Raw genomic sequence first — 15,773 nt, 5'->3', positions numbered from 1 at the left:
GACAGTCGTTGTGAAAGAGGTGAATTCCCCACGTTCCCGGACCTCCCAGAGCCGAGCCGAAGCTGGGACGCTTCGGCAGCGAACGACCATATCGATGCAAAACGCCCCGGGTAACCTTCGGAAGTACGGGATCATCCGCTCACAGCGGGCACATACCCGTCCTGGCTAATCTCGAAGGATGACCGCCCTCGCCGTGGACCGCCGCCCCGCTCTGCTGTCGATCGCCGGCATCGCCGCGTTCGCGATCGGCGCCGCACTGGTCCTGCTCCTCCAACTGGTGCCGCCCACCGACGAGATCAGCGTGACCAGCCGGACCATCAGCGAGTACGGCCTCTCGGACAACAAGTGGGTGTTCGACCTCGCGGTGGTCCTCGTGGCCGTGGGCTCCGCCGTGACGCTCGCCGTGCTGCGGCTGCAACGGCGGCTGCCTGTGGTTTCCGCCTTGTTCGGTGCACTGTGGACGATCGGCTTGCTCGTGATCGTGGCGTTCCCGAAGACCAACTGGGCCACCGCCACCGGTGGTGCCGCGGGCGGCACGCTGCACCGGGTCGCGAGCGTGGTCGCGTTCGTCTGCCTGCCGCTGGCGATCCTGGTCGCCGCGCGTACGACGTTCCCGCACTCGCCGCGCCGCCGGTTCGCCGCGCGGCTGCTCGCCGTGCTGTCGCTGGGCTGGCTGGCGATCATCGTCGGCGCCGTGGCGGTCGCCGCGGTGAACGACGAACGCTGGTGGCTGCTCATCCCGCTCGGCCTCGTCGAACGCGGGATGGCGCTCACGGAGCTGGTCGCGTTGGCAGTGCTGGCGGCGCCGGTGGGCGCGAAGAAACGGGCCCGCGTTTCGAGCTGAAGCTCAGTGCGCGCTGCCGGCCTGCGATCAGAACTCGTCGCCCTGCCCGAGGTCGTGTTCGAGCTGGTCGGCGCGGTCCACCAGGGCGCGCAACGGCCGGTCCAGCTCGTCCTCGATGTCCAGCGACGCGAGCGGCACGGCGTGCTTGATCAGCGCCACGCCGTCGACCACGGCCGCACCGCCGACGCCGGACTCGCCGACGAGCTCCAGCAGCCGGCGCAGATCGACGCGGTCGGCCCAGCCGACGGGCGAGGACAGCTCGGCCCAGGCCACCCCACCGTGGTCGGGCAGCAGGTGGACGGTCGCCTGCTGGCTGCGGCCGTCCTCGGTGGGCAGGCGGAAGCGCAGCCAGCCGTCGTGGTCCTCGAGCACCTCGTAACGCAGGCGCACGAAACTGATCACGTCGTTCCAGATCGTCACGGTCGACACCTCTCGCCCCTCGGCCACGGCGCCAGCTTATCGGGCAGCGACGCCACCCCGCCCGGCGCACGCTGCCGGCGAACCGGACGCGCCACCGGTACGGGCCGACGGCTCCGAAAGGCGGGGAAGGTCAGCGGGCCGCGGACACCGCCGTCAGCACCGCGTCCAGGGCACCGGGGTCCTCCATGGCGCTGGTGTCGCCGCGCGGAGCGCCCTCGACGAGGACGTCGCGCAGCAGGCGCCGCATGGTCTTGCCCGTGCGGGTCTTGGGCAGCGCCGTGACGGGATAGACCTTGGCCAGCCGCGCGTAGCCGCCGAGTTCCTCGCCCACGCGGCGGATCAGCTCGGCCGACACCGAGTCGGCGTCGGCTCCGGCCAGGAGCGTGACGAAGGCGATCGGGACCGTGCCCTTCGTCGGGTCGGGCACGCCGACCACGGCGGCCTCCGCGACGCGCTCGTGGGCGGTCACGACGCCTTCGATCTCCATCGTGGAGATGCGGTGAGCGGCGACGTTGATGACGTCGTCCGCGCGGCCGAGCACCCACAGGTGGCCGTCGGCGTCGAGGACGGCCTCGTCCTTGGTGTTGTATTTGCCGGGGTACTGGCTGAAGTACGCCGACAGGTACCGCTCGTGATCACCCCACACCGTGCGGGCCAGGGTGGGAAACGGGCGGGTGATCACCAGATTTCCCTTGGTACCGGCGGGAACCGGCACGCCGTCGTCGTCCACGACCTCGCAGTGGTGGCCGGGCAGGGGGCGGCCGGCGGAGCCCGCCTTCAGCGCGTCGACGCCGGTGACCGGGTAGGTCCAGGTCGAGCCGGTCTCGGTCTGGCCGTAGGCGTTCACGATCGGGACGTCGAGGTGCGCGCCGCCCCACGTGAACGTCTCGGCGTCGAGCGGCTCGCCCTGCACGGTGATCAGCTTGAGGTGCGGCAGCGGGTGCGCGGCACACAGGTCCTCGCCGAACGAGCGCAGCATCCGCAGCACGGTCGGCGCGGCCAGCACCTGCGTGACCTCGTGGCGTTCGCAGAACTCGTAGAAGCGTTCCTTCGTCGGGGTGTCGAGCGCGCCCTCGTAACACGCGATCGTGGTCCCGCACGCCAGCCCGCCGATCACGGCCTGGATCGGGAAGGTCAGCCAGCCGACGTCGGCGGCCACCCAGTAGACGTCGCCCTGCTCGAGGCCGGCCTGCCAGTAGGCGTTGGCCCACGTGCCGACCAGGAACCCGGCGACCGAGTGCACCACACCCTTCGGCGTCGACTCCGTGCCGCTGGTGAAGATCAGAAACGCCGGGTCGTTGGCCTCCAGCGGCACGGCCGGCGTGCCTTCGGGGTGGCGGGCGACGAGGTCGGCGTAGGAGACCTCGCCCGCTTCGAGCGGCAGGTCGCGGCCGGTGCGGTCGAGCACCACGACGTGGCCGAGGTCGGGCAGGCCCGGCCGGGCGGTGCGCAGGGTCTCCAGCAGCGGCACCAGCTTCCCGCGCCGGTAGGACGCGTCGGCGACCACCACGGCCTTCGCGCCGGAGACCTTGAGCCGCGCGGCCACGGCGTCCTTGCCGAAGCCGGAGAACAGCACCGTGTAGATCGCGCCGATCCGGTTGCACGCGTGGATGGCCGTGAACGCCTCGACGAGGTTCGGCAGGTAGATCGCGACCACGTCGCCCTTGCCGACGCCCAGCTCCAGCAGCCCCGCCGCCAGCGCCGAGGTCTCCCGGGCGAGCTCGGCGTAGGTCACCGTGCGGGTGTCCCCCGGCTCGCCCTCCCACACCACGGCGGCGCGGTCGGCCGTCGCGGGGTCCTCGGCCCAGCGGTCGACGCAGTTGTCGGCGACGTTGAGCAGGCCGCCCGTGAAGTAGCGGAACTCGGGCAGGTCACCGCTGCGCACCTCGTCCCACGGCCGCATCCAGCGCTGCTTGCCCGCGGCCCACGCCCAGTACTCGTCCGGGTCGCGATCGTGCAGTGCCCGCGCGCCCGCGATCTCCTCGGCCCGGCTCGCCGAGCGCCACCGTTCCGGAAGTTCCTGCAACGGGACGGAGATCAGCTGTTCCACACTGTCTGCCACGGGCACACTCCCTTGTGTGTTCGATCGATCGGCACCTGCTCAGACGGCCAGCCCCAGTGAACGCGCGATCAGCATCCGCTGCACTTCGGACGTGCCCTCGCCGATGGTGAGGATGCGGGCGTCCTGGTGGTGGCGGGTCGCGGCCGTCTCTTCGATGAAGCCGTAGCCTCCCTGCAGCTGGGTCGCCAGGTAGGCGGCCTTGTTCGCGGCTTCCGACGCGACCAGCTTCGCCGTGGCGGCGGCCTCCCTGATCGACAAGCCGTGATCGTACTTCCACGCGCCGTCGTACGTCAGCGTGCGGGCGGTGGCGGCGAGCGCGGCGATGTCCGCGGTCTGGAACGCCACCGCCTGGTGGTGGCCCAGCGGCTTGCCGAAGGACGAGCGTTCGGTGACGAAGCGCAGCGTGTCGGTCAGGCAGCCGCGGGCGAGCCCGGCGCTCATCGCGGCGATCGGCAGCCGCGCCCACGTGAGGAACTCGAGCGCGTCGCGGTAGCCGCGGCCCGGTTCGGACAGCAACGCGTCGCCCGGCACGCGGACGTCGTCGAAGAACAGCGGATGCGTGTCGGAGGAGCGCCAGCCCAGCTTCGGGTACCCCTTGCCGACGGTGACGCCCGGCGCGTCGAGCGGCACGAGGAACGCCGAGACCGGCGGCCGGCCGCGCTCGTCGTCGCCGACCGCGGCGAGCAGGATGACGTAGCGCGAGAACGGGGTGCCGGAGTTGGTGATGAACTGCTTGGCGCCATTGATGATCCAGCCGTCGCCGTCCTGGCGCGCGACGGTGGTGATGTTGCCGGCGTCCGACCCGCCCGACGGCTCGGTGAGGCCGATGGAGATGAACGTCTCGCCGGTGGCGGCCGAGGGCAGGATCTCGTGGCACAGCTCGGGCCGGTCCTGGGCCAAGTGGGCCAGCAGGGCGGCGCAGATCGCCTGGACGTGCACCGTGACCGCCAGCGAAGAGTCCACTGTGGCCAGTTCCTCGATCGTGAGGCACAGCGTGCGCAGGTCCGCGCCGGCGCCGCCGAACTCGGCCGGCACCATCAGGCCGAAGACCCCGAGCCGGCCCGCCGCGCGGACCAGGTCCGCGTCGAACCTCGACTCGATGCTGCGCCGGCCGGCCTCGGGCGCCACCACCTCGGCGGTGAACTCCCGCACGGTGTCGCGCCACTGCAGGTGCTCGGGGGTGAAGGCCCAGGGCAGCTCGTACCCGTGGTCGGCGTGCTGGCCACCCCGCACGGAGTTCGTGGTGGTCGCGGTCATGGTGCATCACCTGTTCTCGGGGTTCCCCGCCTCGGGGCGGCGGGAGCAAGGGATCGTCGGGCCCGGCCGGAGACTGGGCCATCCGGACCAACGGTAGGCGCGGCGGGGTCGCGCAGATACCCACGAGTGGGGGTGGTCAGTCGTCCTGGCGAAGGAACGGCGCGACGAGCAGTTCGGCGAGCTCGTCGGCCAGCTCGTCAGGGCTCACGTCACCGGCCGGGTCGTACCAGTCGGGCAGGTAGGCCAGGGTGCCGTAGGCGATCTCCAGGCACAGCCGGGCTTTGCGTGGGTCCGTGCCGAGCTCGCGCGCAGTCTCCTCGAACACGGTCGCGTGCTCGCGTCGCAGCCCCAGCACGGCTTCCTGCAGCGCGGGCACGCTCACCCGGGCCTTGAAGAACAGCGGCACGTACTCGGGGTAGTCGCGGACCTCGATCAGCACCTGTTCGCGGAAGAGTCGCCGTAGCCGTTCGCGTGGCTCGGGTTCGGCCTCGGCGATCGCCCGCAGCCGGGCGGACACGTCGGCCGCCGACTGGCGCAGGCAGCGCAGGAACAGCTCTTCCTTCGAGGAGACGTAGTAGTAGAGGCTGGCGCCGCGCAGGTCGAGCTCGGCCGCGATGAGGTCGAAGTTCGCGCCCTCGTAGCCGTGGTCGGCGAACACGCGCGCCGCGGCGCGTTCGATGCGCGCCACCCGCTCGGCCCGCTTGCGCTGGGCCCGGGTCACCGGTGCGGCAGTCACCGGTGCCTCGTCGGACCCGCCGGCCGTCAGGCTCCCCACCGCGGTCACGGTAGCAAGCCGGCCCTCCGGGCGCGGTACACGGCTTCGCCGCGGGTGTGACTGTCCAATTTGGCCATCGCGCTCTTCAGGTACGACTTCACGGTCTGCACGGTGAGGCCGAGCCGCCGGGCGACGTCCACGTTCGAGTGGCCCATCGCGACGGCCGTGAGAACGTCCAGCTCACGCGGCGAGAGCCGGATCGGCAGGTCGTCTTCCGCCGGTTTCCCGGTCAGGCTCGACAGGCTCGCGCTCAGTTCGGTGAGCCGGTGGCGCACCGCGGGATCGGGCACCGCGGCCGCGATCTCGGCCAGCTCCGCGGCGATGTCGCCGGCCGAGCGCGGCGGCGGGCTCGGCGGCTCCGGCACGGGCGGGCGGTTCACGAGGTCCACGGCCTGGTCGATCAGGCCCTCACCGAACTCCACCGACGTGCGCGCCGCGCCGTAGACGACGTCGCGCACCACGCCGTCGGTCTTCACCGGCACGGCGAACATCGCGCTCAGGCCTTCGCCCGCCACGGCGCCGTCGAAGCGGTGCGTGATGCCCTTGGCCGCCACGTAGTCGCGGACGAACACCGGCCGTTCCAGCGCGATGCAGCGGCCGCCGACCCCCTCGCCCATGGGGATGACCAGGTCCCGCAGCAGGTCGGTGCGCGCGCCGTCGAACCGGTCGAGCACGAACGTGCCCGTGGCGCGGTCTACGGAAGCCGCGAACGCGATGTCGACGGGACCGAGCGCCCGCACGGCGCGCAGCACCCTGCCGACGCGTGCGCGCTCTTCGCGCGGCGTCACCGTCGACATCCGCGCCTCCTTCCACCGCGAACGGACAGCAGCTGAGACGCAGGTCACTTTACGCAGGGGATCCTGGAATTTCTAGTCGAGCCTAGAAATCCGAGAGCCAGGAATCCCGCCCTGACCGGCGCGGGTCGAGGCGAAGGTGATGTCGGTCACAGTGGGCTGCCGAGAGCGCTCAGCGCCCGCCGACCAGCCCTGAGGCCACGCGGTTGAGGGCCGGTCAGTAGTGGCTGACGTACTTGGCGACCAGCCGGCGCAGATAGTCCTCGTCGGCCCGTACCCAGGACAAGTCCGGTGCGAGGCGTCGGAGCTTTTCGTTCGACACCAGCGTTTTCATCGGTTTCGTGTCGACCGTTTCGCGGTGCGCGCGCACGCCGAGCTCCGCCTCGATCGCCGCCGCGAGCCGCTCGACCGGGTAAGGGGAGCCGGACGCCACGTTGACCACCTCGTCGGTGCAGTGCGCGGCCAGCAGCGCGTCCACCGCCGCGACCACGTCGTCGATGTCGAGCAGGTCGCGGTGGCTGTCGCGGAACACGCGGACGCTGCCTGAGCGCACCGCCCGCACCAGGTACGGGAACAGCTGGTGCGCACGCTGGTTGCCGCCGACCGCGTGGCTGAGCCGGATGCCCAGCCAACGAACCCCGCTGGCAGCGACGGTGTCTTCCAGCTTCTTCTTGTGCACACCGAACACGCTCGCCGGTGTCGAGGGGCCGGACTCGGTCGCGGGCGCGTCGGTGTGTCCGTACATCGCGTGCGAGGCCGTGGAGAAGAAGACGACCTGCCGGTCATCACGTTTGGCCCGGGCCAGCACTCCGTCCATCAGCTCGAACTCGCGCTCGAACTCCGCGGGTTCGCAACTCTGCGTACTCGAGGGGCCGGCCGCGACCAGGATCACGTCCGGGTGCTTCGCCGCGAGCGGAAGGTGGCTCTGGGCCAGGAATCCTCGTCCGATGATCTCCATCGCCGGCCCCGTCAGCCCGCGACCCGGACGGAGGCGTCGAAGATCTTGTCCAGTCGTTGCGACAGTTCGTCGGACACGTGGAGATCCAGGGCCCGCACCGCGTCATCCAGATGCGCCATGGTGCGCGGTCCGATCACCGCCGCGGTGACGCCTCGGGACAGCACCCAGGCGAGCGCGACCCCGGCGGGCGGGACGTCGAGCTCGTCGCAGTAGGACTCGAATTCGGTGAGCCGCGCGCGCAACCGGGGCAGCGCGACCTGTGCCCGGCCCTGTGCCGATTTGACCGCGGTGCCCTCGGCCAGCTTGCGCAGCGCGCCACCGAGCAACCCGCCGTGCAGTGGCGACCACGCGAGTACCGCAACCCCGTAGGCGTTGGCGGCGGGCAGCACCTCGGCCTCGGCCTCGCGCGAGACGAGGTTGTACACGCACTGCTCGGAGATCAGGCCGAAGTAACCCCGGCGATCGGCCCGTTCCTGGGCCGCCGCGATGTTCCACCCGGCGAAGTTGGACGAGCCGGCGTAGCGGATCTTTCCTTGCGTGGTCAACGTTTCCATCGCCTGCCAGATCTCGTCCCACGTGGCGTGCTCGTCGACGTGGTGCATCTGGTACAGGTCGATCCAATCAGTGCGCATGCGCCGCAGGGACTGCTCGCAGGAGGCGATGATGTTGCGAGCGGACAGTCCCTGGTCATTGGGCCAGTCCGTCATCGGGTTGAACACCTTCGTGCCCAGCACAACCTTGTCGCGACGCCCGCTCCCCAGTGAAAACCACTCGCCGAGCAGCTCCTCGGTGAACCCGCGGTGAACCTGCCAGCCGTAATCGTTCGCGGTGTCGAAGAAGTTGATCCCGCGCTCCAGGGCGGCGTCCATGATCGCGAAACTCTCGTCTTGCGGAGTCCGGTGGCCGAAGTTGAGCGTGCCGAGGTTGAGCCTGCTGACCTTCTGCCCACTTCGCCCGAGGTAGGCGTACTGCATGAGCGTTACGTCCTTTCCACTCCTACGCTCAGGTTGGTCGACCGCACTGGCGGCACCTACCCCTAGCGCACCCCTCAGACCAGCCTCCGACCCCGGCATCGCCGAGGCGGTGCCGGGTTGCTCGGCGGCGCCGGCCGGGTACCGGCGCTAGGCGGCCTGGGCCGCGCAGCGCTTCTCCAGTTCCGCGACGACCTCACCCGGGCTCGGCTGGGACAACACCTCTTCGTCGCGCAGGCGCGCCGCCGCCGCGGCGACCGACGGGTCGGCGAGCATCCCGGCGAGGGCCGCAGGCAGTTCTGACAGGTCGGAGACACAGGCGCCGGCGCCCGTCGCGGCCAGGTGCTTCGCCTTGTGCAGCACCTCCCAGTTGCTCGCGATCACGAGCTGGGGCACGCCGGCTTGCAGCGCCGTGCTCCACGTCCCGCCGTTGCCGAAGTGCACGATGGCCGAGCAACTGGGCAGAAGCGCGTGCATGGGGACGAAGTCGACGACCCGGACGTTGTCCGGAATGGACGCCCGGTCGACGTCGGCACCGAGCTTGATCGTCGCGACGAGTTCGATGTCCAGTTCGGCGAACGCGGCCAGGTCGGCGATCCCCAGCGCGTCCCGGCCGGTCTGCTCGCGCAAGGACATCCCGCTCGTCAGGCAGACCCTCGGCTTGACCGGGTCGGCGTTGAGCCACGACGGCACGACCGCGGGCCCGTTGTAGGGCACGTAGCGCATGGGCAGGAGGTCGAGCCCGAGCGGGACGCGCACACCGGCCGGGCACGGGTCGATCGTCCACTGGCCGGTCGCCACGTCCGGGCCGAACTCGGCGCCGCTGCGCTCGAGGAACGGCTTCAGCCAGGTCTCGAGCGGATCGGCGGCCAGCTCGCTCGGCTGGTCCGCGCGGGTGCGCAGGAACACCTGCCGCATCTGGAGCAGGAGATCGGGGCCCCAGACCAGGCGCGCGTGCGCGGCGCCGACCGCCTTGGCCGCGACCGGCCCGGCGAAGGTGAACGGTTCCCAGATCACCAGGTCCGGCCGGTAGTACCGGGCGAAGTCGACCAACCCGTCGACGTAGGAGTCGTTGTTGACGCCCCTCATGTAGTACTCGACGAACGCCCGGTACAACACGCCCTGGCCCGCCCAGGTCGCGTCCGGTTCGATCCGGCCGTCGTGGGTGAGGGCCGACGAGCTGTCGGTGAGCCCGGAGGACCAGTCGGCCGTGTTGAGCTCCTTGAGGATCTCCGCCATCCGGTGGTCGGTCCCGACCGGCACGGCGGTCAGGCCCGCCGCGGTGATGTCGCCGGACAACGCCGGCTGCGACACGACACGCACCTCGTGTCCGGCCGCGCGCAGCGCCCAGGCCAGCGGAACCATGCTGTAGAAGTGCGATCTCTCGGCGTGGGTTGCGAATAGGACGCGCATCGACTCTCCTGGATCGCGGTTGCACTGGAGGACAAGGCTGATCAACACGTGGTCGTCGAACCGTCAGCGTGCTCCCGCGCCGGGCCGGCGCGTACCCCTGGTGCACCCCTGCGTCCGGCGCACGCGGGCAGGCCGCCGGCGGCGTGCCGAGGGCGCCACGGTTAGGGGTTCTCCGGCCCCGCGACGGTGATTTTCACTGGCCCGTATGAATACCGAGTCGCCCACGTCGAGCACGTATTCGCCGGAGTTCGCCGAACTGTTGGACTGGTGCACGCAGCAGCGGGCATCGGGCACGGTCAACCCCGATCTCGTGCCGGGCCAGTGGAACGTCTTCGGGTTCGCGGAAGCCACGCGGGTGCTGTCGGACCCGGCCACGTTCTCCAGCGACTTCACCGGGCTGCTGTCGTCGGACCCCGAGCTGATGCTGTTCACCAAAGGCAACTTCGTCGGCGTCGATCCCCCCGAGCACAAGCGGCTGCGCACGTTGGCGGGCAAGGCGTTCTCCCCGCGCCTGGCCCATTCGCTGCTGCCCCGGATCGAGGAGATGACGGCGGAGCTGATGGATTCCGTGCGCGACCACGACACCATCGAACTGGTCGGGAACCTCAGCTATCCGTTGCCCGTCACCGTGATCGCCGAACTGCTGGGCATCCCGCCGGAGAAGCGCGGCATGTTCCGCGACTGGGCGGACAAGCTGATCCAGACCGGTGGTCAGGACGGCGCGCTGCCGACCGAGGAACAGCTCGAAGACTTCAAGCCGATGGCCAAGCAGATGAACCAGTTCATGCTGGACCACATCGCCGAACGCCGGGCGAAGTCCCGCGAAGACCTCATCAGCCAGCTGGTCCTGGTCGAGGAGGAAGGCGACCGGCTGGCCGACGAGGAGATCGTCGGGTTCGCCGCGCTGCTGCTCATCGCCGGGCACATCACCACCACCGCGCTGCTGGGCAACGCCGTGCTGGCCATGCAGGAGAACCCCGCCGCGGCCGACGCGATCAGGGCCGACCGCGCACTGGTTCCGTCGTTCATCGAGGAGACCATGCGGATGCGGCCTCCGGTGGTCCGGCTGCCGCGGATCGCCAAGCGCGAAGTCGAACTGGGCGGGGTCGTCGTGCCCGCCGGCAGTATCGTCGCGGCCTGGGTGCTGGCGGCCAACCGTGATCCCGGCGAGTTCGCCGACCCGTCGGAGTTCGTGCTGGGCCGCACACCCAACCGCCACCTCGGGTTCGGCTACGGCATCCACTTCTGCCTCGGCGCACCACTGAGCCGCCTCGAGGCCAAGGTCGCGCTGAACACCCTGATGGACCGCTACAGCACCATCCGCGTCGACCCGGCCGACCGGATCGAGTTCTACAACCCCAAGAGCCTGGTCTCGGTCAAGCGGCTGCCGCTGGCGGTCGAAGCCGCGCGGTGAACCGCCGGCCGTTCGTCGCCGGGAACACAGGACGCGAGATGAGCGTGAGGTAATGAATGGGCGTCGACTCGGTCACCACGTTGCCGGACAGTCACCTCGCCACGCAGCCTGACCGGTTCGCCGGCCGCGTGTGCCCGCCGCGGTGATGGCGAACCCCGGCGGAGGGCGCCTGCGGCTCGGTGTTCTCGGCTGTTCCGGTATCGCCTGGCGCCGCACCTTGCCCGCGGTGGCGGAGGAGCCGAGGCTGGCACTCGTCGCCGTGGCAAGCCGTGACGCGGCGCGGGCCGCGGAGTTCGCCGCGCGGTTCGGCGGTGAACCGGTGCAGGGCTACCAGCGGCTGCTCGACCGCTCCGACGTGGACGCCGTGTACGTGCCGCTGCCGGCCGCGCTGCACGCGCACTGGGTGCTGCGCGCCCTTGACGCCGGCAAGCACGTGCTGGTGGAAAAGCCGTTCGCGACCAGCCGAGCCGAGGTCGCGGCCATCCTCGACCTGGCGAGCGCACGGGGCTTGCGGGTCATGGAGAACTTCATGTTCCTCTACCACGGCCAGCACGAATCCGTGCGCAGGCTGGTGGCCGACGGCGAAATCGGCGAGCTGCACACGTTCTCCAGCGCGTTCGGCATCCCCTCGCTGCCCGATTCCGACGTGCGCTACCGCAAGGACCTCGGCGGAGGCGCGCTGCTCGACGTCGGCGTCTACCCGCTCCGGGCCGCCCAGCTGTTCCTGGGGCCCGAACTGGTCCCCGTCGCCTCGATCCTGCACGTCGACCCGGTCCGGGAGATCGACGTGCGAGGCCACGTGCTGCTGCGCTCACCCTCGGGCCGCAGCGCCGAGCTGACCTTCGGGTTCGGGCTGTCCTACCGGTGCACGTACTCGCTGTGGGGCAGTGCGGGCCGCATCGTCGTCGACCGCGCCTACACCCCGCCGGCCACCTGGCAGCCGGTGCACCGCATCGAACGGCAGGACGAGGTCCGTGAGCTGACCCGTCCCGCCGAGGACCACTTCGCCGCCGCGCTGCGCGCGTTCGCCGCGGTCGTCCTGGACGGGGTCGCCCCGCCCTTCGGCCCAGAGGACCTACTGAGGCAGGCGGCACTCGTCGACCGGGTGCGTGCCGTCGCGACCGAGGTGCCCGGATGAACGCGAGGCACGCGAGTGCGGGCCGGGTTGCCGACCACACCCCAGGAAGAGGAAGGCGACCCCGATGCGCGTGGCACTGCTGAGCATCGGTACCCGCGGTGACGTCCAGCCCTTCGTCGTGCTCGGCAAGGCGCTGCTGGCCAGGGGCCACGACGTCGTGGTGGCGACCGGCGCCGAGTTCGAGCCCATGGTCATCGGGGCCGGGCTGGGCTTCGTCCCGTTCACCAGCCTCGGCACCGACACCACCGCCGACATGCTGGCCAGCCCGAAGGTCAGGGCCGCGCTGCGCAAAGGACCGTCGCTCTTCCGGATGTCCCTCGCCGCGCCCCGGCGCAGCGCCGCGGACATGGACGCGTTCGTCGAGGAGATGGTCGCCGCCGCCGACGGCGCGGACGTGATCGTGAACACGACGTTGACCCGCATCGGCGCGCTGGTGCGTGAAGACACGCCCTGGTGTTCGGTGGACGGCTGGCCCACGACACCGACTGCCGCGTGGCCCGCGCTCGGCGCGCCCGAATTCCCCTGGCCCGGGCGGCTGGCCGGCCGCTACAACCGGGTCACGCACGCCAACCGCGACTACCTCGAATGGCTGATCTACCGCGTCAGCATCAACAACCGGCGCCGGGCCGGAGGCCTCACGCGGCTCGGTCTCCGGTCGCGGCTGCGCGAATCCGGGGTGCTGCGCCCGCTGCTCTACCAGTTCAGCCCGAGCCTCTTCCCGCCTCCTCCGGACTGGCCGCAGCGCTGCTACGTCACCGGCAACTGGGGAACCAACGATGCCGGCAACCGGCCACCGGCCCTGGCCCGGTTCCTCGCCGACGGAGACAGCCCGGTGGTCGCCGCGTTCGGCAGCGCCTGGTCGGTCGGGAAAGACGAACTATGGGAAGCGTCGGTGGACATGGGCCGCCGGCTGGGCAAGCGGCTGGTGTTCGTCGGCGGACCCGACCGCGAACTCCCCGGCGATCTCGACGCGATCCGGGTCGAGACCGCCGAGTACGGCTGGCTGCTGCCGGCCGCGGCCGCCGTGATGCACCACGGCGGCCAGGGCACCACGGCCGAAGTGGCCAAGGCAGGACGACCACAGGTCGTCGTGCCCTGCTACGCCGACCAGCCGATGTGGGCCCGGCAGCTGGCTGCTCTCGGCGTCGCCCCGCGTCCGGTCCCGTTCGCGAAGCTGACCGGAGACCTCCTCACCGCGGCCGTGCGAACCGCGGTGACCGATCCGTCGATCACCGCGCGGGCGCAGCGACTCGCAAAGGCTGCCGGTCAGGATCCGGGTGTGGAGCTGGCCGCGCAGGTCGTCGAGGACTGGGCCGCGGGGGTTTCGACGCCGCAGATGTCTTGACAACCCCTGGCGGGACGGGCGCGCGCCCGCACCCCGCTCAGCAGCTCCTCGGCGCCGTCGGTGCAGGGTCCATTAGGGGTAGAGGGCCCCACCGGCGCCGGGAATCCTGAATTGACAGTCGCTGGCGCGATCATCTGAGCGTCCAGCCACCGCGCGACAAACCCGAGGCGGTCTGAGCATGTTTGCGGATCTGACGGAATTCCACGACTGGTTTCTCGAACGCAGGCGAGCACACGAGTACCAGGTGACACCGCGGCCACTCGACCAGCTCGACGGGTGGTCGGCCGACGGCGAAACCGGCGACATCACCCACCGTTCCGGGAAGTTCTTCGCCGTTCGCGGTATCCACGTCGAAACCAACCGGCGAGCGATCGGCAGCTGGTCGCAACCGATCATCCTGCAGCCGGAAATCGGCCTGCTCGGGATCATGGTGACCGTTGTGGACGGTGAGGTGCATTGCCTCATGCAGGCCAAGATGGAGCCGGGGAACATCAACCTGCTCCAGCTCTCCCCCACCGTCCAGGCGACCCGCAGCAACTACACGCAGGTGCACGGTGGCAGCCGGGTGCCTTACCTCGACTACTTCATGCGCCCCCGCGCCGACCGGACGGTGTTCGACGCGCTCCAGTCGGAACAGGGGTCCTGGTTCCTGGCCAAGCGCAATCGCAACGTGATCGTGCAGATCGAAAGCCCCATCACGCCCGGCGAGGAATTCTGCTGGTTGAGCCTGCCCCAGATCGCGGACCTCCTGGCCGAGCCGAACCTGGTGAACATGGACGCGCGGACGGTGCTTTCCGGCATGCCGTTCATCGGCGTCGCCACCCGCAACGGTCGCGACGGCGCGCGCGGCAGCCGGTACTCCGACGAGGAAGTGCTGAGCTGGTTCACCGAGGTGAAGACCAACGCGCACCTGGACCGCCGGTTGCTGCCCCTCGCGCAGATCCCCGGCTGGCAGCTGCGCGACGGCATCATCAACCGCCCGGACGGCAAGCACTTCACCGTGCTCGGGGTGCACGTCAGGGCCAGCAGCCGCGAGGTCGCGGAATGGTCCCAGCCCATGATCAAACCGGTCAACCGCGGCATCATCGCCTTCCTCGGCCGGTTCATCGACGGCGTCTTCCACGTCCTCGTGTGCGCGCGGACGGAGGCGGGAACCAGTGACCTGGTCGAGATGGCCCCGACCGTCTCCTGCATCCCGGACAGCTTCCACGACGAGCCGCCCGAACGCCGTCCGCGTTACCTGGACCTGGTGCAGAGCGCGGCGCCCGATCGGATCCTGGTCGACGCGGTGCACTCCGAGGAGGGTGGCCGGTTCTACCACGCGGAGAACCGCTACCTGGTCATCGACGTCGGCGAGGAGTTCGACCTCGACGCGCCGCCCGACTACTGCTGGACGACCCCCGAGCAGCTCACGGGATTCGTCCGGTACGGCAACCACGTCAACGTCGCCGCGCGCTGCCTGCTGAGCTGCATGGTCGGGGAACGGGGCGCGTTCCAGTCGCGCGACGTGGTCGCCGATCCCGTCCTCTGAACCGACCGAACCACTCGTCCCCGATTGCGCCCAGGAGATCACCTTGACCACGGACCAGCAGCACACCACGCAGGTACGCCTGCCCGACGGCCGCGAGGTGGCCTGCGACCACGCCGAAGAGGTGCCGGCGCTGTGGGACGAGATCGTCCGCAACTCGCCGTTCCCGGCCGCGCTCGACGCCATCCGGCCCGGCGACACGATCATCGACGTCGGGGCGCACATCGGTCTGGTGTCGATGTTCCTGGCCGACCGGCTTCCCGACACCCGCATCCTGGCCTTCGAGCCCGCGTCACGGACGCACGCCTGCCTGCTGCGCAACTTCGCCGCGCACGTGCCCAACGGGATCGCCTCGGCCACCGCGCTGAGCGACCGCACGGGCAACCAGGAGTTCCACTATTACCCGGACAACCCGTCGATGTCCACGTTGTACGTAGACCACGACGACGACGCGCACAACCTCGGCACCTACCTGACGAACCTGGGAGTGCCCGAGATCAAGCCGGCGGAAGTGCGGGCAGTCACCGAGAAGCGCGCCGCCCTGTCCGACACCGTCGGCACAAGCACGCTGACGACGGTCATCGAGGAGCAGGGTGTCACCGACATCGGCCTGCTCAAGATCGACGTCGAACGGGCCGAACTCACGGTGCTGGACGGCATGCGAGCGGACCTGTGGCCGCGCGTGCGCCAGGTCGTCGTCGAGGTGCACGACCTCGACGGGCGCCTCGGCGTCGTGGTGGCCCGGTTGGCAACACTGGGCTACGAGGTTCGCGTGTCCCAGGCACCCGCGTTCCGCGGCGCCAGCGTGTACCTGCTGTTCGCCGGTCGCTGACCCGACAGCGACGACGGTGCGT

The 15,773-nt window shown here is 70.5% G+C and carries 14 protein-coding genes; 6 read left to right on the top strand and 8 right to left on the bottom strand.

Going from position 1 to position 15,773, the window contains the following annotated elements; genetic code table 11:
- Positions 1-178: 178 nt before the first annotated feature.
- Complete coding sequence (locus tag K1T34_RS34185) at positions 179-844, top strand: DUF998 domain-containing protein (protein ID WP_220238854.1); 666 nt, start codon at positions 179-181, stop codon at positions 842-844.
- A gap of 27 nt (positions 845-871) precedes the next feature.
- On the opposite strand, the gene K1T34_RS34180 is transcribed toward K1T34_RS34185, so the two are convergent.
- The 8 genes from K1T34_RS34180 to K1T34_RS34145 all read right to left on the bottom strand — a co-directional run bounded on the left by K1T34_RS34180 (position 872) and on the right by K1T34_RS34145 (position 9,494).
- Complete coding sequence (locus K1T34_RS34180) at positions 872-1,264, bottom strand: hypothetical protein (protein ID WP_220238853.1); 393 nt, start codon at positions 1,262-1,264, stop codon at positions 872-874.
- Positions 1,265-1,394: 130 nt separating this feature from the next.
- Entirely contained in the window at positions 1,395-3,326 is a 1,932-nt protein-coding gene (locus K1T34_RS34175; protein WP_220238852.1) for an AMP-binding protein, read from the bottom strand.
- 39 nt (positions 3,327-3,365) lie between these two features.
- A complete protein-coding gene (locus K1T34_RS34170; protein WP_220238851.1) occupies positions 3,366-4,583 on the bottom strand; it encodes an acyl-CoA dehydrogenase family protein in 1,218 nt (405 codons plus the stop codon).
- A gap of 136 nt (positions 4,584-4,719) precedes the next feature.
- The gene (locus tag K1T34_RS34165) at positions 4,720-5,358 is read right to left on the bottom strand and encodes a TetR/AcrR family transcriptional regulator (RefSeq protein ID WP_220238850.1); all 639 of its coding nucleotides are present in this window, start codon (positions 5,356-5,358) and stop codon (positions 4,720-4,722) included.
- A gap of 5 nt (positions 5,359-5,363) precedes the next feature.
- Positions 5,364-6,155, bottom strand: a complete 792-nt coding sequence (locus K1T34_RS34160) for a LuxR C-terminal-related transcriptional regulator (RefSeq protein WP_220238849.1) — start codon at positions 6,153-6,155, stop codon at positions 5,364-5,366.
- 214 nt (positions 6,156-6,369) lie between these two features.
- The gene (locus K1T34_RS34155; protein ID WP_220238848.1) at positions 6,370-7,110 is read right to left on the bottom strand and encodes an NAD(P)-dependent oxidoreductase; all 741 of its coding nucleotides are present in this window, start codon (positions 7,108-7,110) and stop codon (positions 6,370-6,372) included.
- 11 nt (positions 7,111-7,121) lie between these two features.
- Positions 7,122-8,084 carry an aldo/keto reductase gene (locus tag K1T34_RS34150; RefSeq protein WP_220238847.1) on the bottom strand — a complete coding sequence of 321 codons (963 nt, stop codon included), beginning with the start codon at positions 8,082-8,084 and terminating at the stop codon, positions 7,122-7,124.
- 147 nt (positions 8,085-8,231) lie between these two features.
- Positions 8,232-9,494, bottom strand: coding sequence for an activator-dependent family glycosyltransferase (locus K1T34_RS34145; protein ID WP_220238846.1), 1,263 nt, complete (start codon positions 9,492-9,494; stop codon positions 8,232-8,234).
- Between the two features lie 205 nt (positions 9,495-9,699).
- Between K1T34_RS34145 and K1T34_RS34140 the strand changes: the two genes are divergently transcribed.
- The 5 genes from K1T34_RS34140 to K1T34_RS34120 all read left to right on the top strand — a co-directional run bounded on the left by K1T34_RS34140 (position 9,700) and on the right by K1T34_RS34120 (position 15,751).
- Positions 9,700-10,908, top strand: coding sequence for a cytochrome P450 (locus K1T34_RS34140; RefSeq protein ID WP_220238845.1), 1,209 nt, complete (start codon positions 9,700-9,702; stop codon positions 10,906-10,908).
- A 145-nt stretch (positions 10,909-11,053) separates the two neighbouring features.
- Complete coding sequence (locus K1T34_RS34135; protein WP_220238844.1) at positions 11,054-12,046, top strand: Gfo/Idh/MocA family protein; 993 nt, start codon at positions 11,054-11,056, stop codon at positions 12,044-12,046.
- Positions 12,047-12,110: 64 nt separating this feature from the next.
- Positions 12,111-13,391 (top strand): glycosyltransferase, encoded by a 1,281-nt coding sequence (locus K1T34_RS34130; protein WP_220238843.1) that lies wholly within the window; start codon positions 12,111-12,113, stop codon positions 13,389-13,391.
- 178 nt (positions 13,392-13,569) lie between these two features.
- Positions 13,570-14,922 carry an NDP-hexose 2,3-dehydratase family protein gene (locus K1T34_RS34125; RefSeq protein ID WP_220238842.1) on the top strand — a complete coding sequence of 451 codons (1,353 nt, stop codon included), beginning with the start codon at positions 13,570-13,572 and terminating at the stop codon, positions 14,920-14,922.
- 43 nt (positions 14,923-14,965) lie between these two features.
- Positions 14,966-15,751 (top strand): FkbM family methyltransferase, encoded by a 786-nt coding sequence (locus tag K1T34_RS34120; RefSeq protein ID WP_220238841.1) that lies wholly within the window; start codon positions 14,966-14,968, stop codon positions 15,749-15,751.
- Positions 15,752-15,773: the final 22 nt, after the last annotated feature.

It is taken from the genome of Amycolatopsis sp. DSM 110486, from assembly GCF_019468465.1.
Taxonomy (GTDB): Bacteria; Actinomycetota; Actinomycetes; order Mycobacteriales; family Pseudonocardiaceae; genus Amycolatopsis.
This window is presented reverse-complemented; position numbering and strand designations above follow the sequence as displayed.

What these genes read in the sequence shown, in the direction of transcription:
- K1T34_RS34145 (WP_220238846.1), bottom strand. Translation starts at nt 9,494, where the DNA reads ATGCGCGTCCTATTCGCAACCCACGCCGAGAGATCGCACTTCTACAGC.
- K1T34_RS34130 (WP_220238843.1), top strand. Translation starts at nt 12,111, where the DNA reads ATGCGCGTGGCACTGCTGAGCATCGGTACCCGCGGTGACGTCCAGCCC.
- K1T34_RS34185 (WP_220238854.1), top strand. Translation starts at nt 179, where the DNA reads ATGACCGCCCTCGCCGTGGACCGCCGCCCCGCTCTGCTGTCGATCGCC.
- K1T34_RS34160 (WP_220238849.1), bottom strand. Translation starts at nt 6,155, where the DNA reads ATGTCGACGGTGACGCCGCGCGAAGAGCGCGCACGCGTCGGCAGGGTG.
- K1T34_RS34125 (WP_220238842.1), top strand. Translation starts at nt 13,570, where the DNA reads ATGTTTGCGGATCTGACGGAATTCCACGACTGGTTTCTCGAACGCAGG.
- K1T34_RS34150 (WP_220238847.1), bottom strand. Translation starts at nt 8,084, where the DNA reads ATGCAGTACGCCTACCTCGGGCGAAGTGGGCAGAAGGTCAGCAGGCTC.
- K1T34_RS34170 (WP_220238851.1), bottom strand. Translation starts at nt 4,583, where the DNA reads ATGACCGCGACCACCACGAACTCCGTGCGGGGTGGCCAGCACGCCGAC.
- K1T34_RS34155 (WP_220238848.1), bottom strand. Translation starts at nt 7,110, where the DNA reads ATGGAGATCATCGGACGAGGATTCCTGGCCCAGAGCCACCTTCCGCTC.
- K1T34_RS34140 (WP_220238845.1), top strand. Translation starts at nt 9,700, where the DNA reads ATGAATACCGAGTCGCCCACGTCGAGCACGTATTCGCCGGAGTTCGCC.
- K1T34_RS34135 (WP_220238844.1), top strand. Translation starts at nt 11,054, where the DNA reads ATGGCGAACCCCGGCGGAGGGCGCCTGCGGCTCGGTGTTCTCGGCTGT.